This window comes from Bacillus sp. BC05(2025) (assembly GCF_056725905.1).
Genome location: NZ_JBWYRA010000015.1, coordinates 12,573 through 35,110, shown reverse-complemented (window position 1 = coordinate 35,110; position 22,538 = coordinate 12,573). Strand labels below are relative to the sequence as shown.

At 31.2% G+C, this 22,538-nt stretch carries 15 protein-coding genes and 2 pseudogenes; 14 read left to right on the top strand and 3 right to left on the bottom strand.

The genetic code is table 11. The annotated features are described in order from the left end of the window. Positions 1-132 precede the first annotated feature (132 nt). Positions 133-1,524 carry a MocR-like pyridoxine biosynthesis transcription factor PdxR gene (gene pdxR / locus ACZ76X_RS26790; RefSeq protein WP_479852243.1) on the bottom strand — a complete coding sequence of 464 codons (1,392 nt, stop codon included), beginning with the start codon at positions 1,522-1,524 and terminating at the stop codon, positions 133-135. Positions 1,525-1,633: 109 nt separating this feature from the next. Here pdxR and ACZ76X_RS26785 point away from each other — a divergent pair, with 109 nt between their 5' ends. From ACZ76X_RS26785 to ACZ76X_RS26775, 3 genes and pseudogenes are all read left to right on the top strand, one after another. Further along, entirely contained in the window at positions 1,634-2,515 is an 882-nt protein-coding gene (locus tag ACZ76X_RS26785; RefSeq protein ID WP_479852242.1) for a DMT family transporter, read from the top strand. A 1,249-nt stretch (positions 2,516-3,764) separates the two neighbouring features. Further along, positions 3,765-3,989, top strand: a pseudogene (locus ACZ76X_RS26780) (glucosaminidase domain-containing protein); the annotation flags it as partial. A gap of 516 nt (positions 3,990-4,505) precedes the next feature. Beyond that, positions 4,506-5,869, top strand: a pseudogene (locus tag ACZ76X_RS26775) (family 8 glycosyl hydrolase). Positions 5,870-6,068: 199 nt separating this feature from the next. On the opposite strand, the gene ACZ76X_RS26770 reads toward ACZ76X_RS26775, so the two are convergent. Beyond that, complete coding sequence (locus ACZ76X_RS26770; protein WP_479852241.1) at positions 6,069-7,061, bottom strand: helix-turn-helix domain-containing protein; 993 nt, start codon at positions 7,059-7,061, stop codon at positions 6,069-6,071. A gap of 401 nt (positions 7,062-7,462) precedes the next feature. Between ACZ76X_RS26770 and ACZ76X_RS26765 the strand changes: the two genes are divergently transcribed. Next, positions 7,463-8,635: a tyrosine-type recombinase/integrase gene (locus tag ACZ76X_RS26765; protein WP_479852240.1), complete on the top strand. Its 1,173-nt coding sequence runs from the start codon at positions 7,463-7,465 to the stop codon at positions 8,633-8,635. Positions 8,636-9,042: 407 nt separating this feature from the next. On the opposite strand, the gene ACZ76X_RS26760 is transcribed toward ACZ76X_RS26765, so the two are convergent. Beyond that, positions 9,043-10,338, bottom strand: coding sequence for an APC family permease (locus ACZ76X_RS26760; protein WP_479852239.1), 1,296 nt, complete (start codon positions 10,336-10,338; stop codon positions 9,043-9,045). 150 nt (positions 10,339-10,488) lie between these two features. Here ACZ76X_RS26760 and ACZ76X_RS26755 point away from each other — a divergent pair, with 150 nt between their 5' ends. The 10 genes from ACZ76X_RS26755 (at position 10,489) to sdaAA (ending at position 22,237) form a co-directional block, all read left to right on the top strand. Continuing rightward, positions 10,489-10,929 carry an Lrp/AsnC family transcriptional regulator gene (locus tag ACZ76X_RS26755; protein WP_479852238.1) on the top strand — a complete coding sequence of 147 codons (441 nt, stop codon included), beginning with the start codon at positions 10,489-10,491 and terminating at the stop codon, positions 10,927-10,929. Between the two features lie 203 nt (positions 10,930-11,132). Further along, positions 11,133-11,714 (top strand): cysteine hydrolase family protein, encoded by a 582-nt coding sequence (locus tag ACZ76X_RS26750; protein WP_479852237.1) that lies wholly within the window; start codon positions 11,133-11,135, stop codon positions 11,712-11,714. 82 nt (positions 11,715-11,796) lie between these two features. Beyond that, positions 11,797-12,825 (top strand): hydrogenase expression/formation protein HypE, encoded by a 1,029-nt coding sequence (gene hypE, locus ACZ76X_RS26745; protein WP_479852236.1) that lies wholly within the window; start codon positions 11,797-11,799, stop codon positions 12,823-12,825. 10 nt (positions 12,826-12,835) lie between these two features. Continuing rightward, entirely contained in the window at positions 12,836-15,166 is a 2,331-nt protein-coding gene (gene hypF, locus ACZ76X_RS26740; protein ID WP_479852235.1) for a carbamoyltransferase HypF, read from the top strand. A gap of 78 nt (positions 15,167-15,244) precedes the next feature. After that, entirely contained in the window at positions 15,245-16,519 is a 1,275-nt protein-coding gene (ectB, locus tag ACZ76X_RS26735; protein ID WP_479852234.1) for a diaminobutyrate--2-oxoglutarate transaminase, read from the top strand. 689 nt (positions 16,520-17,208) lie between these two features. Beyond that, on the top strand, positions 17,209-18,936 hold the full coding sequence (locus tag ACZ76X_RS26730; protein WP_479852233.1) for a methyl-accepting chemotaxis protein: 1,728 nt from the start codon (positions 17,209-17,211) through the stop codon (positions 18,934-18,936). Between the two features lie 104 nt (positions 18,937-19,040). Further along, a complete protein-coding gene (locus ACZ76X_RS26725) occupies positions 19,041-19,229 on the top strand; it encodes a hypothetical protein (protein WP_479852232.1) in 189 nt (62 codons plus the stop codon). Then, a complete protein-coding gene (fic, locus tag ACZ76X_RS26720; RefSeq protein ID WP_479852231.1) occupies positions 19,210-19,818 on the top strand; it encodes a protein adenylyltransferase Fic in 609 nt (202 codons plus the stop codon). Before ACZ76X_RS26725 ends, fic begins: the two co-directional genes overlap by 20 nt. 808 nt (positions 19,819-20,626) lie before the next feature. After that, complete coding sequence (sdaAB, locus tag ACZ76X_RS26715; RefSeq protein WP_479852230.1) at positions 20,627-21,325, top strand: L-serine ammonia-lyase, iron-sulfur-dependent subunit beta; 699 nt, start codon at positions 20,627-20,629, stop codon at positions 21,323-21,325. A gap of 21 nt (positions 21,326-21,346) precedes the next feature. Then, complete coding sequence (gene sdaAA / locus ACZ76X_RS26710; RefSeq protein WP_479852229.1) at positions 21,347-22,237, top strand: L-serine ammonia-lyase, iron-sulfur-dependent, subunit alpha; 891 nt, start codon at positions 21,347-21,349, stop codon at positions 22,235-22,237. Positions 22,238-22,538: the final 301 nt, after the last annotated feature.

Sequence of the window (22,538 nt, the reverse complement as noted above, 5' to 3'; positions counted from 1 at the left end):
CACCTTAAAGGTGTCTTTTTTTATACTTAAAAAAGAAAAATATTAATTTGTGTAAAAAACTTCAAAATACTAATGGGATTTCTATTCATAATTAAATAAAATTATTCATTAATTGTTTTATCTCTTTTCCTATTAGAACCAAATTTTTGCTAATTGTGATACTCCTTTTATTATCTCTTCTTCGCATAAATTCCCAAATCCAAGTTGAATATGCGGATATTCTGGTGAATATTCCGAGAAATATTTTGAACAAGGATATACTATAATGCCATGATCATGTGCTCTTTCAATTAGCATTTTTTCACTCATTTTTGTTTTCACTTCAATAATAATGAAAATACCGGAGCTACCACCTTTAATCTCGATAAACTCCTTAAAGTGCTTTGATAATTCCCTATTTAATAGATTCATTTTACGTTTATACAAAGCTTTCATCTTTCTTAAGTGCGAATACCAATATCCTTCATTCATAAAAGTTGCCAACGTACGCTGATGAATAGATGAGGATGTTTGTTCAAGTAAAGGGAGTATCTTTTTATATTCATGTATTAGCCGCCTAGGCAAAACCATATAACTGACACGGATAGAGGGAAGGAGTGCCTTTGAAAAAGTTCCTAAATAAACCACTCTATCATTGGAATCTAAGCTTTGAAGAGACGGTATAGGTTGATGGATATATCGAAATTCACTATCATAATCATCCTCAATAATATAGCCTTCCACCTTTTTTGCCCATTCAATTAACTTTAGTCTTTCATTGACAGGGATGGTCACTCCATAAGGAAAGTGGTGAGTAGGAGTGACGTATAAAAGTCTAGAAGGCGATTTTAAAAGAAAATCCACTTGAATGCCCCGTTTTTTTACAGGAATTGGATCAATACTAAATGATTGAAGAACAAAAAGTTCCCTTGCTACGTCATACCCAGGATCTTCTACTGCCATATAATGATAGTCTGTCTTTAGCATCAGTGACAAAATTAATAACAAATGTTGTGTGCTACTACCAATAATAATTTGTTCTGCAGAAGTATTAACTCCTCTTGATTGAAATAAGTAATCTGCTAGTGCTTTCCTTAATTTAATGTCGCCTTGTTTTTCTCCGTATGAAAACATGCTAGAGTCTTTAATAATTTTGTTTGTAATCATTCTCCATTTTTTCAAAGGGAAGTTTTCTTGATCCACTGTCCCAATCTTAAAATCAATAGTTTTCATGGCAGTATGATTTGTTTCATGATGCAGTTCTCTGATAGGTTCAAAATTTAGTGTTTCATCCGATATAATAGCCTCTACAAAAAATCCTTTTTTGTTTTCACTTCGAATATATCCTTCCGATTGCAGTTGTTCATAGGCAACCTGGGTTGTGTTTCTGCTGACCTTTAATTGGGTAGCGAGTTGTCTAATGGATGGCAACTTTTTACCTTTTTCTAATTTACCAGATAAAATCTGAGTTCGTATATATTGATAAACTTGTTGATACATAGGATTTTTACTTTTTCGATTTATGTTAAATATTAGTTCCTTCATTATTTGAATACCTCATCTGTCATTTGTATTTATTGTAAACTGTCCCTTTTAGAAATGACAGTATAAATAAATAATGAATTTATAAAAAATTTAATCTAGGAGAAAGTTTATGACAATATTTATGTACATATTTTGTTTGATTGTATGGGGACTCAACTTTATTGCAGTAAAAATTCAAGGAACTTCTGTCAGTTTAGAACTATCCTTAACTTATCGTTTAGTTATGACAGCTTTTTTATTTTTGGTTCTTATTTGGTTCCTTCGACCAAGAGAGATGCCAACAAAAAAAGATATTTTATTTATAATGATTTTTGGTATATGTAACTTTGCATTAAGCTATCTATGCCTTTATTACGCTACAATTTTAAGTTCTGCGGCAATTGTAACGTTAATTTTTTCATTAAAGGTGATTTTGACCCCAATCGCTCTTCGAATTTTTTTAAAAGAAAAGTTACATTCACGCGTTTTTTGGGGAGGAATTTTTGGTGTAGTAGGAGTATGCACTCTCATCTATCCGAATTTAAATAATTTTCAAGGTTTCAATGATATAAAAGGAATTATGGTCGCAATCTTAGGTACGGTTCTTACGGCAATAGGTGATGCGAGCTCGGCACGAAATGCAAGCCACAAGGTGAACCCTATCTATGCAAATGCAATTGGATTTACAGTAGGTAGTATATTGATGGGGGGAATTGTATTATTTCAAGGGGAAAAAATTACGTTTCCCACATCGTTTTCATATGTAGGTATGTTGCTATATTTAACTCTGTTTGCTTCTTTTATAGCATGGTTATTCTATTTGAAGCTTGTAGAAAAAATAGGAGGAGCTCGAAGTGGGTATATGGTGGCGCTATTCCCTGTAATTGGAGGAATAGCTTCCGTTTTGATCGGTGAGTCAGATCCATCCCCGTATTTGTTTGTTGGTTGTTTTTCTAGCTGTATTGGAGCTGCTATTGCATTAGGGTTTAGAACTCAAAAGCAAGATTCTTAATTAACTCTAAAAAGGGTTAATTAAGAAAGGAATAGGTGTAATGACTTTGACAATAGAGTCCATATATTTTTTGTTATTTATATATGAATTGAGAAGGTTCTTTTGCAAAAATAGACGGCATAAGGCACTCAAAAACTGTGTAGATAAGAATTTGTTTTTTCTAATTTAAAGAAAGTATGTATTAGCACCATTGGATATGTATCTTAATATTCGTTCAATTTAATGTGTATTATTTCATGCTCTTTTTTTTAACTTCTATTTTGATAAAAGATTTAACATTGAAGTGGATACAAAATTGCAGAGATAAAATTCAGAAAGTGTACAAGAAGTATGTTAGTTTATCGAAAAAAGCCCTACAGGGGACGTAGGGCAAGTCTAAGGGTATTGAGAACTGTTGATTCTAAAAGTAAAGGACTTCTTGGAATAAAGTTTAACATATAATCCGTTAAAATCTTATATAATAATGTTACATAACTGTGAATTACTGCTTCTAAAACAACAGCATTTAAGGAGGGTGCGTTTGTTGTAGTTCACTATAGTAAAAGAAAAGTAGAAAGTATAGTGGATAAAATTAAACAAGATGGCAGTGCCGCATTCGCCATCTTGTTTAATTTTTGCCTTTGCCATAAAATATCCTCTTTTATTTTTAATAATGTATTAGAATAATATATATTTAATCAGCTAATGAAATGGTAACATGTTTCATTTATATTTTGTGTGGATAAAACTTGATAGATAAATATTATAAACTAAAAGTATACATATTAATTTTATTGTAAACTAGTATGTTTGAATATGATAGTATCAATGTTGATTTTCTATTTAAATGAATGGAAATATGATGAAATAGAAGTAGAAATGTATACCGTGTGAGGGGATTAATATATCGAGTTTTTGTTTGAACTTTTAAAAGAGAGTGAAAGAGCGATTAAGCGTGAGTATTCAACATATGTGCTAAGAAAACAAGTGTATAAAAGGATAGCGTAAAATCCATTTTTCGCAGTGGTAAGATTGAGCATAGGTCTAAAAAAGTAAAAGTATAGTAACAATCCCCTTGATAATAGCATCTTGTCTTTTTTAATTTATAATACTGTTATAAAAAAATAGGCAATCCTTTTTATTATGGATTGCCTAAACAAATGAATTAAAACAAATAACAGACAGACTTATTATACTGTAAATCCTAATATAAGTATATATAAATTATAAAAACTCTATTACAAAATATAAAAGGCTAAATATTCTATTATTAAATTTAACAGTAGCTTCTAAAATTATAGCTCAAGAGATTGATAGTTTTATTGCAAAATATCATTCAGATAGTCCCTTAGTTGGACTTAGACAAGATTTTATCAATGTGCAAAATCAATATGGTGTAAATGCTCATTATTTAGCGGCGCATGCGATTTTAGAATCTGGATATGGAAAATCAGAAATTGCATACCGAAAGCATAACTTATTTGGATTACGTGCACTTTTTAGCTTGATAGCGATATGGGTGTATCCCAAAGAGGATGTAAATAACATCTTTTGATTAGAATTCTTCTATAAAAATAGTTGAAAATGTAAATTTAGACGAATCTTGAACAACATTTTTCAAATCTGTTATTTTGTTGCATTATATTTCCTTTATTTAAGACTTTTAAGGAAATAATCTTATTACAATATAGTTCTTGATAAAGAAATTTGGTTTTCTATTAATTATTAAAAATTATTTAGAGTTACCGTCACTACATAATAATATTTATGTTAACTATTTCAAGTATTAACTACCATAAGTTATAGAAATTTTTTAGATGAGTACTCTTATATTAGAAAAACATAAAAAATATACCAAGTCAGACTTCGTTTGAAAAATATCTAACTTCATTCCAAATTATTCAAAAAAAGGGTACGTTTGTTATGAGAGTAATTTTCATAGAAATAGGAAATTTCATCTGAATTTTAAAATTTATTTTAAGGGAGACGAAAAAATGGAAAAAAAAGAACAATATTCACCGTTATATGTGCATGTGGGATTGGGTTTGCAAGCTATACTAATTGTATTTCAGCAGCACCTTTAGACAATGATACATTAATAAAAAATGGACACAAAATCATATAACAAATTCTTCTCAAGTATCCGCTGTCGCTAAAGAGATGAAACCTTTTCCTCAGCAAGTAAATTACTCAGGAATTTTAAAACCGAATCATGTTTCACAGGAAAGCCTGAATAATACAGTTAAAAATTATTATAACGATTGGAAGAAGAAGTATCTAAAGAATGATTTATCTTCACTTCCTGGTGGGTATTATGTTAAGGGTGAGATTACGGGAAATCCAGATGGGTTTAGGCCATTAGGAACTTCAGAAGGACAAGGATATGGGATGATTATTACAGTTTTAATGGCAGGACATGATTCAAATGCTCAGACTATTTATGATGGCTTATTTAAAACAGCAAGAGCTTTTAAAAGTTCCATAAACCCAAATTTAATGGGGTGGGTTGTAGCAGATGACAAGAAAGCACAAGGGCATTTTGATTCTGCAACAGATGGAGATTTAGACATTGCTTATTCACTTCTTCTTGCTCATAAGCAATGGGGATCAAGTGGTAAAATCAATTATTTAAAAGAAGCTCAAAATATGATTACAAAAGGTATTAAGGCTAGTAATGTGACAAAAAATAATGGTTTGAATTTAGGGGATTGGGGAGACAAAAGTACATTTGATACTAGACCATCCGACTGGATGATGTCTCATTTAAGGGCATTCTACGAATTTACAGGTGATAAAACTTGGCTTAATGTTATTGATAATCTCTACAATACTTATACAAATTTCACAAATAAATATTCACCAAAGACAGGATTGATTTCTGATTTTGTTGTAAAAAATCCACCACAGCCTGCACCGAAAGATTTTTTAGATGAATCAAAATATACTGATTCATATTACTATAATGCGAGTCGTGTACCACTCCGAATTGTTATGGACTATGCAATGTATGGAGAAAAGAGAGGTAAGGTGATTTCTGATAAAGTTGCTACATGGATAAAGGGTAAAACAAAAGGTAATCCATCTAAAATTGTAGACGGCTATAAACTAGATGGAACAAATATCGGTGATTATCCAACAGCGGTATACGTTTCGCCCTTTATTGCCGCTGGTACTACTAACAGCAAAAATCAAGAATGGGTAAATAGTGGTTGGGATTGGATGAAGAATAAGAAAGAGAGTTATTTCAGTGATAGTTATAATCTTTTAACCATGTTATTTTTAACAGGGAATTGGTGGAAACCGATTCCAGATGAAAAAAAGATACAAAGTCCAATAAATTTAGAAGTACAATCTGAATTGAAGGAACAGGATTAAGATTGTATGAATACCAAATTTAAAATTTGATATTTTTTTAAAATATAGATAAGCAATTAGCAGCAACTTATATAGTAAAAAACGTAGGAATTTATAATTTCTACGTTTTTTTACTTATAAGATAAACTATATGGATTAGATAAACCATATAGGATGGAAATAAAATAATGTACCGGTTGGAAGTTGATATAAATAAGCTTCAAAACTTTTCAATATATGATTTTACAGCTTGTAATAAAAATTCTTCTTGCCCCATACCAGATTCGGCAGCCATTTGAATTACTTTTTGTTTAAAGTCATGATCTGCATGAAAAGTTAATGGCTCTACCTTACTTTTAAAATAAATGCCTTCAACATGAGGGAGTATTGAGCCTGACGTCATATGTGAATGTAAGTACTTAATCTCTTCTTGGAATTGTAATGGCTCTACCTGTAAAACAAATGGTTTAATTTCCAATCTGATGATATCTTGTGTAGTAGTCAATCGCATATTTGTGACACCGAGCTCTTTATAAAATAAATTTATTAGATTATAAGTAATAGAATTAAATAACTGAGGCTTTTTAAATGTAAAAGATAAATATCCTCGCTTCGTAATCACTGTGTGTTTTTTGAAGGGTTCAAGAGAATAATTATATTTTTTATAAGTTGATAATGAGAAAATTTCTTCATCCTCTGTAAGAACCTTTCCATCGGCTCCATTAATTTCTATTACCCTAGCTTTTTTTCCTGTATGGTGATGTGTCAATAATTGATATAAGTAAATGTCTATATCTTGAATCTTAGTAATGAATGTTTTACGTTCTTTTGTTGTGGATTTTTCGTAATTAAGTTGGAATTTTTTTAGTTCTTCTTCATCAATGACATATACTTGTTTACCGCGTTTTTCTACCATCGTGGCTGTTAATTTTCCGGATTTAATATATGTAAAGATTGTGGAGGGTGCTACGTTTAAAATTTCTGCTGCTTTTTTTGTACTTAATCCATTTACTTCATCTTTATTCATTAACCGTTCAATATCTTCTAAATAGAATATTTTACTTCCGAATTGCTTCCAATTATCTTTATATACACATTCTATTAGACCCTCTTTTTCTTTTTTTAAAATGGTCTGAACGGTAACTCCCATTAAATCTGCAGCTTCTTTTGTCGTTACTGTAGGTTTTGTGATAAACAGTAAATCCTGTGTCATGAAAGTATACCTCCTTATTTACTCCCTATAATTCATAAAGTATGTATATATCATATCAGATTCTTAGTTAGATATAAAATATGATTTGAATATAAAATAAATTATCATTATACCAATATACTAAAGTGACTTATAACTTTATTTTAATGTTAGATAAAATTTGATGATTATTTATATATAGATATTTTATCAAATTGTATAAAATTACGATAAATGTTTATCTATATAGTAAATAATTATAGGAAATTACATGCATAACTAAATAGAGAAGAATATAGACTTATTACAGAAATAAAATGATTATTAATTTCTATAATTGATGTAAGTGATGTGAAAATCATAGTATACTTAATAAAAATAATAAAAATTAAAATCTATACAAGAAGAGGTGATGTATAGGTATGGATGATAAAAATAAAAAAGTACTTTTACCTATTTTGAAAAATCAAAAAGAATTTATAGATACATATTTAGACAATATAAAAGATATATCTTCATTTATGTATAATACTCGTTATATGAACGATATGGAAAAAAAGATAGAGGTAGCAGAAAAAGAAGGAAAGAGAAAATATGAATTTCTAGGTGACCTTGAAGTGATATATCATTTTGTACATTTACAAAATGATATGGATGAAAACAAAAATAGAAAGGAGGATACAAGAAAGAGTTACGTGTCTGAAATAATAGCATTTTGCAAATGTATGGTACACCATGCAGAAGAGTTTGAAGTGAATGGGGAAGAAGTTCAACGAAATACTTCCTTATTAAAAACATTACAGCCTTGGCATATTCGTAAATTTAATGACTGGTTAAAAAATGTACAAAATGGTAGAGGTGGGAATACGTATGCTGTTGCAACTTTGGCGAAAAAAACAGTCTTGATTCGTTCTTTTTTAAAACATCTCTATGTATTCGGATATATTGAAAAACCACTTCATGAAGAATTACAGCGTGCAAATGTAAATGAAAAAGATCGTCCAAATCGGGATTTATCCTATGAAGAAGTCATGAAAATATTAGGTTTTTATAAAGAAAGAGGACATTTAATAAACTATACAATAATACTTGCATTAGCAAGTACTGGTGCACGTATTCAGGAGTTGTGTACTGCAAAAGTAAAAGATTTACACTATGACGGAAAGTATTGGTTAAAGGTTAGGGGAAAAGGGGGCAAAGTGCGTGAACTTTTTATTTCAGAACATTTATACCAATGTATTTGTGAGATGAGAAGAAGAAGAGGGTTCCAAACGGTATTGGAAAAAGGGGATGAGAGTCCGTTATTTATAAATCAAAGAGGAAGTGTATATAACTCTAAAACACTATCAAATCAGGTAACAGATATGATAAAGAAAACAGACTTAGAGTTTTTACAATATCGTGAAAATCCAGTAACCGCACATACATTTCGACATGCTTTTGCAATTATGGCAGTAGAACAAGGAAATGCAGATTTATATCATTTAATGCAAACACTCGGTCACGAAAATATTCAAACCACAAAAATATATTTAGAAAAACATATGAAGCGTAAAAATAACGTTGGATCTTCTTTCGCTGATATGTTGATATAAATTTTATAATGATTATAACCACATTTAATTATGTGTTTTTTACATAATTAAATGTGGTTAATTTTCTTTTATTTTCAATTGATATAAGTCATTTATCAAACTTAATTAATAGAAGATTGAAAAATTCCTTCTATTATATACAGGGTTATCTACATTGAAAAAATTCATAGAAATATGTAGAGTCAATTAGAGCTATTAGATATGATCTCTATAAATAGGAAACAATAGATTTTATTAAATATAAAAAAACAGGATGGTTTTAAAAGGTTATCCTGGTTTTTTGAATGTGCATAATTAGTAGGTTAATTTGAGCTACTTATAAGTCAGTGGAAGATTTCCTTATTCCACCATTAATAGTATTAATATTAGTTTATATTTTGAGTGGTAAATTTGTAGAGTATATGAGACTAGTTTTCATTTGATGTATTTATTGAATGATTGGCTATAGTACTATACTTCTTATTCATAACTATATAAATCCAACCAATAATTGATAAGATTACTGGATAGAAAATAGCCCAACCACTAAATGAGTATACAATAATACATATAATGAGAGATAGGAAGGCCATCCACCAACCAATATCACGTACTTTTAATAATTTAAGTGCAGCTAGCATTGTAAAAATATATGAGGTAATAAAAATTACACTAGGACCTTTAAGAAGCATTTCTAAATTTGGTCGTGCCACACCATAAAAAATTAAAATACAACTAAAAATTCCTCCTAAAACTAGTAATACCCTAGTTGGAGTTTGAAATTTAGAATGTAACCTAGCAAAGAAGGAAGGGAAATGTCCTTCTCTAGCTTGAGCGTAAATCATTCTTGAAAAACCTGCAATGTTAGCATGTACAGCACTAAACGAAATGAAAATTGCTAAGATAGTTGTTATATATGTACCTATTGGTCCTAATCCTTTTGATATTAGAATACTAAGGGAAGCTATCTGGTTCTTATCACCATATGAGTGAGTCCCTATTGTTACAAAAGATATAGCAATGTACATAATGGAGATACAAATTGCCCCTAAAAATAAACTAATGGAAATATCTTTAGCTGGTCTTTTAAATTCTTCAGCTAATGGGGTAATCATTTCCCATCCTACAAAGGAGAAAAAGATAATTACAGATGAAGCACCAACGGAAGACCATCCGTTTGGTACAAATGGTGTAAAAGAACTTAATTTTACATAGGGTATAGAAACAATAACAGCGACAACTATTAACAGTGAAATAATACAAATTACAAACACACTAACTTTTGATGATAGCTCGATCCCTTTTATATGTAAGAGTAAAGAGGTAATTAAAATTAATGCTGCAATTCCTATAACACTAAGATTACTTATTGGAAAAACATATCCAATATAATGGGCACCTGTTAAAGCAATAATAGGTACTCCAATAGGAATAGATCCTAACATAATCCAGCCTAGGATGGCACTTGTATTTGCATTAAATGCCATTTGAACATAAGCTGTAATTCCTCCAGCACTAGGAATCATTTTAGCGAGACGCGCTAGAGTTGCTACAATAGGAAAAGCTAATATAGACATGATAACCCAAGATAAAATTGAAGCTGGTCCAGCGCTATTTGCAGTAATTGAAGGTAAAATAAGGATTCCACATCCTAACACAGCTCCTATGGTTAATGCGGTCCCCTGTACCCAAGTAATTGAGCGTTTCAATGATTGTTGTGTCAAGATACTCAGCCTCTCTTTCATTAATTGATATTAATTATATAAAGTTTTAAAAAAGGATAACATGCTATAATTTATGTATTAATTATAATTTTCTTAAAAAATTTAAGAATTATTAAATGTTTTCTTAATTAATCAAGGGGAGGTCCAGCAATGGATGAAACAGATTTAAAGATTCTTTCTCATCTTCAAGAAAATGCACGTTTAAGTATGGTTGAAATAGGAAAACTGGTAGGTTTGAGTTCCCCTTCTGTTACAGAGCGAGTTAGAAGACTAGAAGAACAGGAGGTTATTACAAGTTATCGCACGATTGTTAATCCGAAAGAATTAAAAAAACATATTACTGCGTTTGTTTTGATGGAACCAAAGGATTGCAATAAATATAAAAAATTCGCAATGGAACATTCAGATGTAGTCGAATGTCACCGTATTGCCGGTATGTATAGTTATCTAACAAAGGTAGTGACGGAATCTGTACATACACTCGAAGACTATATTAATTTGTGTTTAGAGTATGGAAAGCCTACAACCTTAATAGTGCTTTCTTCTCCAGTAGAACATAAATCATTTTTTACAGAGAGTGAAAAAATTTAATTACATATGAGAGATTATTCTAAATAAACAGCGTAAAATTAATGCCTAATGGGAAATTGAGTCCTATTAGGTATTAATTTTCAGAAAATTATTTAGAAAATTTAGATAAAAAATAATATTTGACATATTCTTACTACTGGTGGAATAATGAACATTGTATTTTAGAAAAATTAAATTCTTAGTTAATTGGAGGTAGGATTATTATGAAATATGCAGTACTGACAAATGACTTACAGTACGATTTGGTTAATAAAAATGAGGATAGAATTGCAGCTGTGGAGGAGTTTACACCTAAAATGGTGTCTTTCTTAAATACTATGAGAGAAAATGATGTTTCTATTGTTCACCTACAGTTAATTAACTTAGAAGATGATCCAAAAGCTGAACGATATGGTGATTTTTTACCAGTCACAAAGGGGTCTAAGGGTGCAGAAATCTTACCTGAGTTTCTTCATGAAAAAGATATTATTATTGAGAAAAATAAGGATAGTGGTTTTTTTGAGACAAATCTTGATGAAACCTTAAAAAATTTAGGAGTAGATACAATTATTATTACGGGTATGCAAACTCAAATTTGTGTACAAACAACTGCAGCAGATGGATTTTTCCGTGGTTATAATGTAATCGTACCAGAAGACGCGGTTGTTTCAGCGAAGGCTGAAGATAAAGAACGGGCTTTAAAGTGGTTAGGTTCATATTGTGCAAAGATTATGAGTATCGAGGAAATCTGTAATTCCATTTCTAAAAATGAAGATATTTCTTTTGATGGAGTTGCAATTCCGTAAGTAAATACGTTGTAATATCACTTGTTCTATGTAGCAAGTGATATTATTTTTCAAAAATAAAAATGAAAAGGAGTTTTAATTCATGAAATTAACTAAAGATTTAGAAAATATAATTTTAGACCATGGAACAGGAGGCCTATTGAGTCATGATTTAATTAGCTCAATTATTACTGCAAAACTAGAAGATGTTCATCTTGGAAAAATGGAGGATAGTGCCATTCTTGAGGTAAGTAGTAGAAGGTTGGCAATGACAACGGACTCTTTTGTTATTGATCCTATCTTTTTTGGTGAGGGGAATATAGGTAAAGTAGCAGTTTGTGGGACGGTTAATGATTTAGCGGTTAGTGGTGCAAAACCACTTTATCTATCATTGGCGTTAGTACTAGAAGAAGGTTTTCCAATTAAAGATTTGGAAGAAATATTAGATTCTATAAGAGAAACAGCGAAAGAAGCTGGAGTGTATATTGTTGCTGGAGATACAAAAGTTGTTAAAAAAGGTGAAGTAGACAAAATCTTTATCAATACAACTGGAATAGGAGTTTTTGAAGGAGATGTATCACCATTTTCGGTAAACTCTATTCAAGAAGGTGACGATATCATTATAACAGGACAACTAGGAAACCATAGTATACATATCCTTTCTATAAGAGAAGGATTAGGGTTTGAACAGAGAATAAATAGTGATTGTGCACCATTAAATCATATGATATCAGAGTTGAAAAACCACTTTGGTGATTCTATACATTGCATGCGAGATATTACAAGAGGCGGTTTAGGTACAGTTTTAAATGAAGTCTCAGAAACAATTAATACAGGAATAAAAATACAAGAAAAAGAGATTCCTATGTTAGCAGAAACCATTATGGCTGCCGATATGTTAGGTGTTAATCCAATGTATCTAGCTAATGAGGGTAATGTTTGTATGTTTGTGTCTCCAGAGGTAAGCGAGGAAGTCGTGAGAATATTGAAAAATACTAAATATGGTAAAGAAGCTGCAGTAATTGGTAAAGTTACTCAAACACAAGATAGACAAGTACTTATGGAAGCAAAATCAGGTGAATTGAAACTCATTGAGTTATTATATGGGGCAGAATTACCTCGATTATGTTAGGAGACAATTTATGAAAAAAGTAATAAATATGTTTATAAAAAAGTATCAAGTTAAAGGCATTGTGCAAGGTGTTGGTTTTAGACCTTTTGTATATAGAATAGCAAAAAAATATGATCTAAACGGATGGGTGTTAAATGATTCAAATGGAGTGCTGATAGAAGTAGAAGGGGAACAAAATAATATTACACTTTTTATTCATGATATAGAATTTAATTCCCCAGAATTGGCTTATGTGCAAGAGGTTAAATTGGTAGAGGAACAAGAATCCGATAATCGTTATAGCTCTTTTGATATTTTGAGTAGCCAAAAACATAGTAGTAGGCAAACTTTAATATCTCCTGATACTTATGTATGTAATGAATGTTTAGAAGAATTATTTGATCCAACGAATAGAAGGTATCGGTATCCATTTATTAATTGTACAAATTGTGGACCTAGATATTCAATAATAAAAGATATTCCTTATGATAGACCGTATACTACAATGGCTAAATTTCCTATGTGTAAAGAGTGTGATAAAGAATATAAAGACATATTAGATCGGAGATTCCATGCACAACCAAATGCTTGTTGGAAATGTGGACCACAAGTTCAATTGAAAACAGCAGATGGTAAAACTGTCCTCACTGATAATCCAGTAGAAAAAACCATTGATTTGTTGAAAAAGGGGAAAATCCTAGCTATTAAAGGGTTAGGTGGATATCACTTAGTTGTAGATCCAATGAATCATGAAGCTGTAAAAGAATTAAGAAAAAGAAAAAAGCGGGATGAAAAACCTTTTGCTTTAATGTCATCTCAATTAGATGATGTGAAAAATTTTGCTAAAATAACAAAAAATGAAGAAGCTTTATTAGTTTCTAAAGAACGGCCAATTGTGTTATTGAACAAAAAGGATAATCAGTTTATTTCTTTAGATGTTGCACCTAATAATAATACCTATGGGGTAATGTTAGCTTATACACCACTTCATCATCTCATATTAAGAGGGAATTTTATTGCATTAATAGCTACGAGTGCCAATGTTTCTGATGAACCTATTGTATATAAAGATGGAGATGCAATTGAGCAGCTAAAAGGCATTGCGGATTATTATTTAGTACACAATAGGGAGATATTCACTAGAGTAGATGACTCTATTATTAGGGCTATTGATTTAGATGATGAAATAACAAAACTACAAATAATTCGTCGCGCCAGAGGGTATGTACCAAACCCAATTGAGTTTAAAGAAGGATCAACTAATGTACTTGCTTTAGGAGCAGAATTAAAGAATACGATTTGCTTAACTAAAGGTGAAAAAGCTTTTATTAGTCATCATATTGGCGATTTAAAAAACTATAAAATTTATGAATCATTTAAAAATACTATAGCTCATTTACAAAAAATCTTTGAAATCAGTCCTTCCGTCATAGCAAGTGATCTTCATCCTGATTTTTATAGTACAAAATATGCATTTGATCAAAAAGCTTTACCAGTTGTACAGGTTCAGCATCATCATGCCCACATGGCTTCTTGTATGGTTGATAATCAATTAGATGGTCCTGTTTTAGGAGTTATTTTAGATGGTACGGGTTATGGTGATGATGGGAATATTTGGGGTGGAGAGTTTTTAATCGGTGATTTTCTTAATTATCAAAGAGCGGCATATATCGATTACTTTCAGTTACCAGGTGGTGATAAAGCCGTTAAAGAACCGTATAGAATCGCTTTAGGAATATTGACGCAAATATACGGTGAACAAGTCAAAGAATTACCAATAAAGCTTATTTCAGAGCGAAATAGTTTTGAACTAGATGTACTTATAAAAATGATTCAAAAAGGAATTAATTCGCCTCTTACTTCAAGTATGGGAAGGCTTTTTGATGCGGTTTCAGCACTATTGGGTGTCTGTGAAACAATCCAATATGAAGGACAGGCTGCTATTGAGTTGGAGCAAGCGATTGATATCAATGATTCTTCCAATCCTTTATTACCTTATGAAATAGTTGCTTCAAATGGAATTAGAAGAATAGATATAAAACCTATGTTTAAAGAGTTGGTATCTTTGATACTTAAAGATAAGTATACCAAGGGTGAATTAAGCTATCGTTTTCATTATACAATGGTTCAAATGATTACAGAAACCTGTAAACAAATTCGTCAAGACACAGGGATTAATAAACTAGTTCTTAGTGGGGGTGTATTTTTAAATAAGTTTTTACTTGTAGAAACCTATAAATCGCTTAAGGCTTGTAAATTCGAGGTTTATATGCATAAACAAGTACCTACCAATGATGGGGGAATCTCACTTGGTCAAGCAGCAGTAGCAGCTCATCGTTATAAAGACACGCATTCAGTATAAATTTACAATAGTGATTATATAACTTTTCGTTAATCTTTGTGAGGATAGTAAAAATGAAAAATTAGGAGGAGCTCTTATATGGTAGTTAGTTCAAAAATGGATATATTTAATGAACTGGAATCCAAAGTTCGAAGTTATAGTAGAAGCTTTCCAACAATCTTTACTAAGTCTAAAGGATATAAATTATGGGATGTAGATGGAAAAGAGTATATTGACTTTTTCTCAGGTGCTGGGGCTCTTAATTATGGACATAATGATGAAAAAATGAAACAAGTATTAATAGATTATCTTTTAGAAGATGGTATTATTCATAGTCTTGATATGGGAACAAGTGCTAAAGTGAGTTTTTTAAAGCACTTTAACAAAATTATTTTGGAACCACGTGATTTAGACTATAAAATTATGTTTCCTGGTCCAACAGGTACAAATTCTGTTGAAAGTGCACTGAAAATTGCTCGAAAAGTGACTGGAAGAACTAATATCATAAGTTTTTCTAATGCTTTTCATGGAATGAGTTTAGGATCACTTTCGATAACGAGTAATCATTTTAAAAGAAAGGGTGCTGGAGTACCACTAAATAATAGTATTATCATGCCGTATGAAAATTATTTAGATTCTCTTAATTCTTTAACATATTTAGAAAAAGTATTAGGTGATAGTGGAAGTGGAGTAGATTTACCTGCTGCAATTATTCTAGAAACAGTTCAAGGTGAGGGTGGTTTAAATACCGCTAGCCCTCAATGGTTAAAGGGGATTGACGAAATTTGTAAAAAGTATAATATATTACTGATTATTGATGATATTCAAGCAGGATGTGGACGTACGGGTACATTTTTTAGCTTTGAACCTGCGAACATTAAACCAGACATAATTTGTTTGTCAAAGTCTATAAGTGGTATTGGCCTTCCAATGGCTATTACACTAATTAAACCGGAATATGACAAGTGGGAACCAGGAGAACATAATGGAACGTTTCGTGGGAATAATTTAGCATTTTTAGCGGCCACAGAAGCATTGAGTTATTGGCAAGATATAGAGTTTATTAATGCTTTAAGATGGAAAAGTGAAAAAATAACTAGTTTTCTTAATGGGATTTGTTTGAAATATCCCCAACTTCAAGGAGAAGTACGAGGAAGAGGGTTTATGCAAGGAATAGCGTGTAATACTCTTGGAATAGCTAAAAAGATCTGCTCAGTAGCATTTGAAAATGGTTTAATTATTGAAACATCTGGACCTAATGATGAAGTAATTAAGTTGTTACCTTCTTTAACAATAGATTTAGAAGGTTTATGTAAAGGGTTGGAACTGTTAGAAGAGAGTATTTCTACTAGTTTAAAAGAGGTAACTCATTAAGTTTAAACGAATCGCACTTAATGATCTTACGGATTGTTTGCATTGGGAAATTCAAAAACCTTGATATAATCTCAAAGTATCTTAACAGAATTTGTCTATAGTTCTTACTTTGTCTCTTTAGCCTGATTTTTGTAAAATCGGTAAGCGTGAAGTGATGGAACGTTACTATCCTTTCTATTATTTGGTGGGAAAGGAGGTAACAGAATGGACTTTCTTTTTAAATACTTTTAAAAGTACCTACAACTATTGTACGAGAGCTTATATTTGTAGATTTGAAATATTCACTTTTAAGAAACGGAGATAATAAATCTTAGTAATCGTTTAAACTTGTGGTAGCAATTATTTGAAGAGATGTTGACGCATCTCTTCTTTTATTTATGTATTATTCTAAAATTGTCCTCATTATAGAATAATTTTCCCTCTGTTTCATAAGAGGCTGGCTCATTAGCTGATATAAATTCTGTAATATGCGTTACCAATCTATTGTAATTAAATGAATTTTCTTAATATACAAAATATAAAAACCGGAGAATAAGTTCACTTAAAAATAATATATATCAAATAGTTTGATATATATTATTTTTAAGAATTATACATATTTAATTATTTTAAAAATAAATATCGCTTATTTAAGATTATTACTATATTATATATTAATCAAACTATATATATGAATGGAGAGTTTTTAGTTGGGATTATTAAGAAATAGTAAGATTGGTACAAAACTAAACATATTAATAGCTATATCATGTATTGCCTGTTTAGTATTATCCCTAATAGGGGGTTGGGGACTAGAAAAAGGGAAGAGTGCTTCATCTAATATGTATGAGGATGATCTACTATCAATTGAGTGGATAGGAATGATAGAGTCAAATTTCTATCATGTAAATATGAATGTTATGGAAATAATGGTATCCAAAGATGAAAAAAGAATGAACGAGTTGATAAAAGAAATTGATGAGATTCGTAAGGAAAATGATCAGTTATTAAAGAAATTTGAGACTAAAGTTATTTCTAATAAGGAAAAGGAATTATATAACACATTTCATGAAGCATTTAATAAATTAAGAACTCAGATGAATCAGGTACAAGAATTAGGAAAATATAATAATGAGGCAGCGTACGCCTATTATCTAAAAGAAATTGAACCTACTATGCAAAGAACAATTCAATCAATTCGTGAACTTATTATGAAGATTACCAATGATGCAAAGAAATTACAAGATGTTAATAGTAATAACGCTGAAAATACAATGGTAATGTTTGTGAGCATTTCAATTTTAGCAATTGCCATAGTTATATTCATTGGATATCTTATTAAAATTACTATAAGAAAGCCACTTAAGTTATTACAAAGCGATATGGAAAAAGTAGCCGCAGGTGATTTAACAATACGTACTTCTTATAATGCAAATAATGAATTAGGAAACATTGTACAGTCCTTTAATAGTATGTTAGATGACCTTCAACAGTTAATATTAAATATTAAGATGACAACACAAGAGGTGATTTCTTCTACCGAGAGTGTTTTACAAGATACAAATCAAGCATCTAATATTTCAAATGATGTAGTTCAGACTATTGCTGATGTAAAATCAAAGATAGAAGGACAGGTAACTAGTATTAAAGAGAGTTCATCTTCAATGGAAGAAATAACAATTGGTGTACAAACAGTAGCTGAATCTTCAGCTGTAGTTGCTGAGGTAGCAGTAACTACCACAGAACAAATACATATCGGAAGTGAAGTAATAAAGCACTCTATTCTTCAAATGAACAGTGTTCATGATGTTGTCGAGGAAACATCAAAAGTAATTGATAGGCTTGTTTCACGTACACAACAGATTGATACAGCTCTGGATGCAATCACTAATATTGCTGAACAAACTAATCTTCTTGCCTTAAATGCTGCTATCGAAGCGGCACGTGCTGGAGAGAATGGGAAAGGATTTGCAGTGGTTGCGGCAGAAGTGAGAGACTTAGCTGAGAAGTCTAAAGAATCAGCGAATGAAATTAACCATCTAGTTAAATCTATTCAACAAGATACTCAAGATACAGTTCATGCCATGCAAAAAGGTCAACAAAAGGCAGCAGAAGGAAAAGAAGCGGCTCACAAAGCGGATCAAACATTTTCTTCTATTATGAGAGATATTGATAAAATAACAAGTCAAATTCAAGAAGTTTCCGCAGCGACAGAAGAGATATCTGCCGGCACAGAAGAAGTAAATGCATCTCTTTCACTAGTATCTGATAATGCAACACAAGTACAAAAAGAAACAATTCAAACAGTACAATCAATACAATCACAGGCAGTTTCAATTAAAGAGATTTCAAATCAATCCAACAAGATGAAAGAAAAGGTGGAAGCATTAATTGGAATACTTTCAAGATTTATTGTTACAGAACAAAAAATGAAATAGTAGATAAGGATATAGGCTAGGGCTTCGGCTCTAGCTTGTTTTTTGTTTTATATATTACTAAGTAATATATAATGTGCTTATAGGCTTAAAAACGAGTGGATAGAATGGCATACAGCAAGGCGCAAAACGAAGCCACAAAAAACTATAAAAAACGCAATCCAGAACAAGCGAAATACCTCAATTATAAAGCTATGGCTAGAAGTTTCATCAAGAATTTAGCCGCACAAGAAGATTTGGATATGCTAAAAGAATTAATGGCAGAAAAAGAGGAGAATGACCGTGCTAGAAAATAAATTAGGTATTAAAAATCAGTTGGAATTGAACCGAGCGGAAGAACGACTATCAAAAATGAAAGCCAAAGATTTATATGATTCAGGAGAAATAAACCACATAGAAGTTGGCACATTTAAGGGTCTTACTAACATTCATAAATATCTATTTGAGGATATTTATTCCTTTGCTGGAAAGGTTCGAAAGGTTAACATAGCGAAAGGGAACTTTCGATTTGCTCCTGTTATGTATCTAAGTCATTCACTAGAACATATAAACACTATGCCACAAACAACTTTTGATGAAATCGTTGAAAAGTATGTTGAAATGAATATTGCTCACCCATTTAGAGATGGAAACGGTAGAGCGGCTAGAATATGGTTAGATTTAATCTTTAAGAATGAAATCCAACAGGTGGTTGACTGGAATAGGATAGATAAAGAGAATTATTTACTGGCAATGGAACGCAGCCCGATTAAAGATATTGAAATTAAGCATTTACTCCAAAATGCACTAGTAGATAAAATTAATAGCCGTGAAGTATTCATGAAAGGCATTGATATTAGTTACTATTATGAGGGATATACGGAATATGTTATAGAGGATTTATAAATAAAAAAGGGCTGAAATTGCCCTTTTTTATTTGCGTTTTGAAGAGGATTTTTTAAATGAAAACAGTATAAAACGGATTCCACTAGGGATCCCTATTGTTATATGGAACTTATCTTTCATTTGCGCTAAAACCGACATAATGTTGTATCTTTATAAAAAGAATATATTTAATTTTTTAAAAAAGAAGTTCCTCTTTTCTGATAATAAATATTAATGCTTAATTTAGTATTAATATACATCGGATGTTTTATGTTTGATTCATGTATTCCTTTCCATCTACATGAATCATTTATTGTAACAGCTTTCACGTCCAAAATATGATGTTCTAACAAAGGACAATACAAGTATCTTTATAATGATTTTCTAATATAAACAACGTGTTAATGTGAGGAACTCTGTGTTATTTTTACTTTTTTATTAACTAATACAGCTTCAAACAAAGGACATAATTGCTACATACTTAGTGTAATTTATTATCCATTCAAGATTCTGTTTATTCAATCTTTCTAAAAATAAAAAAATATTAAACTCATAAATATACAAGTTATAATGAGGGCGTCGAGAGATAGTTGATTACCTCTAGATAAAATATCAAACCTAGTTTTGGTGCGAAAATTCTAAAAATCTTACAAGTGACTTTCTTAAATTGGACATACTGATATGATTACTCTACAAAGGATGTGTAATCAGAAAGGAAATTTATTTAACATCAAAAGAAAGCGCTAACAATTAGGTTTTGTTTTGAATTAATTATTCTAATAACTTAGTTTCAACTGTAATTAAAATCATAAATTATGGGGGTGCTTATATGAACATAAATGTAGCATCTATTAAAGAAAAAAAGGTTGTTAAATACAAAAGTTGTTTTGATGTGATTGGGCCGGTAATGATAGGACCTTCGAGTTCACATACTGCAGGAGCTTTGGCTATTGGAACAGTTGCAAATAAATTATTTCAAGGTCTTCCCAAAAAAGTCGTGGTTAGGTATTATGAATCATTTGCTGAAACCCATAAAGGACATGGAACTGATTTTGCGATTATTGCTGGGATATTAGGATTTGCAGCCGATGATAGCAAAGTGCCAGATGCTATTAAAATAGCAGAATCTAAAGGAATCGACATTACCTTTATTGAAAAAGCGGGTGATAGTCCTGCTGATCATCCAAATACGGCAGATGTATATTTAGAGGATGAAAGCCAAAGTATTAGAACGATGGGTATTTCTGTCGGCGGTGGATTAATTGAAATCAAACATGTTGAAGTTGACGGATTTAGTTTAAATCTGCAGGGACCATTGCCGGTTATTATTGCAATTTCCGAAAGAGCTGACTTTGAATTTGTTTTACGCAGGATTTTTAAACAATATGATGTAGAAATTAATAACTTTCATAATTTGGAAGGAAACGGTAAATATTTGTATGCATTTGCATTGGATTCGCTATTGCCTGGTAATGTCCAGGAGGAATTAGGAAATTTAAGCAATATAGCTAAACTCATTATTCTTTAGTTACATTAAGGAGTGAAAAATATGTATATGGCCATAAAAGAAATTGTGGATGCAACTAATAAAAGTCAAAAAACAATTTATGAATTAGCAATTGAACAGGAAATTGAACAAACTAAATCTACCTATGAAGAAGTTTGGAGTAAAATGGAACGAAATTTAGCGACTATGCAAAATGCTATAAATAAAAGTATTGAGGGCGACGGGGTATTTTCTCCAACTGGTTTAACTGGAGGGGATGCTGTTAAAATTAAAAAATATCGAGAAAATAGGAAAACTCTTTCTGGAGATTTGATGGTGTTAGGGATCCAAAGTGCTATCGGTGTTAATGAAGTAAATGCTGCATTAGGAGCTATTTGTGCAACTCCAACAGCAGGTGCGAGTGGAACGATTCCGGGAGTTCTATTTAGTATTAAAGATACGTTAGATTTAAGTCATGAAGATATGATTCATTTTCTATTCACTTCAGCGTTATTTGGAACGATAGTCGCAAACAATGCTTGTATATCAGGAGCGTACGGAGGATGTCAAGCTGAAATAGGAAGTGCCTCAGCGATGGCGGCTGCAGCTGCAGTAGAAGCTGCGGGTGGGACGCCACAGCAATCTTCTGAAGCTTTTTCAATTGCATTACAAAATTTACTCGGTTTAGTTTGTGATCCGGTCGCTGGTTTGGTAGAAATTCCTTGTGTAAAGAGAAACGCCATTGGGACGGCAAATGCTTTAGCAGCAGCGGACATCGCATTAGCCGGTGTAAACAATATCATCAATGCTGACGAAGTTATTGAAGCGATGTATAGAGTTGGAAAACAGATGCCTCGCGAATTAAGAGAGACCGGTTTAGGTGGAATTGCGGCCACACCTACAGGGATTGCCATTAAAAATAAAATATTTGGGGAAAAACAATCAAATCAATGAACAGTTAACGTCTATATTGTGAAATGTTTAACAATATATTCTCTATTTTTCGCTTAAGGATTTCTGGATATTGGGGGAATTATCAATAATATATCCTACTACAGAGTCCAATATATAATTGAAACATTTTGTAAGTGGTAACAAACTCGTCAGGTTGATGATTCGTACATTTTTTAATTTTGATCAACTTAAAAGAAGGATATACGATGTGGCGCACTTTATAAACAATTCATTTTTAAAGAACGGTCTATATTCCGATGCCTTAAATAGAGAAGTAAGAATAGGACACTAGGAGGAATTA

Excerpts from the sequence above, each read along its gene's own strand:
- hypE (WP_479852236.1), top strand. The coding sequence starts at position 11,797 with ATGAAATTAACTAAAGATTTAGAAAATATAATTTTAGACCATGGAACA.
- ACZ76X_RS26785 (WP_479852242.1), top strand. The coding sequence starts at position 1,634 with ATGACAATATTTATGTACATATTTTGTTTGATTGTATGGGGACTCAAC.
- pdxR (WP_479852243.1), bottom strand. The coding sequence starts at position 1,524 with ATGAAGGAACTAATATTTAACATAAATCGAAAAAGTAAAAATCCTATG.
- sdaAB (WP_479852230.1), top strand. The coding sequence starts at position 20,627 with ATGAACATAAATGTAGCATCTATTAAAGAAAAAAAGGTTGTTAAATAC.
- ACZ76X_RS26725 (WP_479852232.1), top strand. The coding sequence starts at position 19,041 with ATGGCATACAGCAAGGCGCAAAACGAAGCCACAAAAAACTATAAAAAA.
- sdaAA (WP_479852229.1), top strand. The coding sequence starts at position 21,347 with ATGTATATGGCCATAAAAGAAATTGTGGATGCAACTAATAAAAGTCAA.
- ACZ76X_RS26770 (WP_479852241.1), bottom strand. The coding sequence starts at position 7,061 with ATGACACAGGATTTACTGTTTATCACAAAACCTACAGTAACGACAAAA.
- ACZ76X_RS26765 (WP_479852240.1), top strand. The coding sequence starts at position 7,463 with ATGGATGATAAAAATAAAAAAGTACTTTTACCTATTTTGAAAAATCAA.
- ACZ76X_RS26750 (WP_479852237.1), top strand. The coding sequence starts at position 11,133 with ATGAAATATGCAGTACTGACAAATGACTTACAGTACGATTTGGTTAAT.
- hypF (WP_479852235.1), top strand. The coding sequence starts at position 12,836 with ATGAAAAAAGTAATAAATATGTTTATAAAAAAGTATCAAGTTAAAGGC.
- ectB (WP_479852234.1), top strand. The coding sequence starts at position 15,245 with ATGGTAGTTAGTTCAAAAATGGATATATTTAATGAACTGGAATCCAAA.
- ACZ76X_RS26755 (WP_479852238.1), top strand. The coding sequence starts at position 10,489 with ATGGATGAAACAGATTTAAAGATTCTTTCTCATCTTCAAGAAAATGCA.
- fic (WP_479852231.1), top strand. The coding sequence starts at position 19,210 with ATGACCGTGCTAGAAAATAAATTAGGTATTAAAAATCAGTTGGAATTG.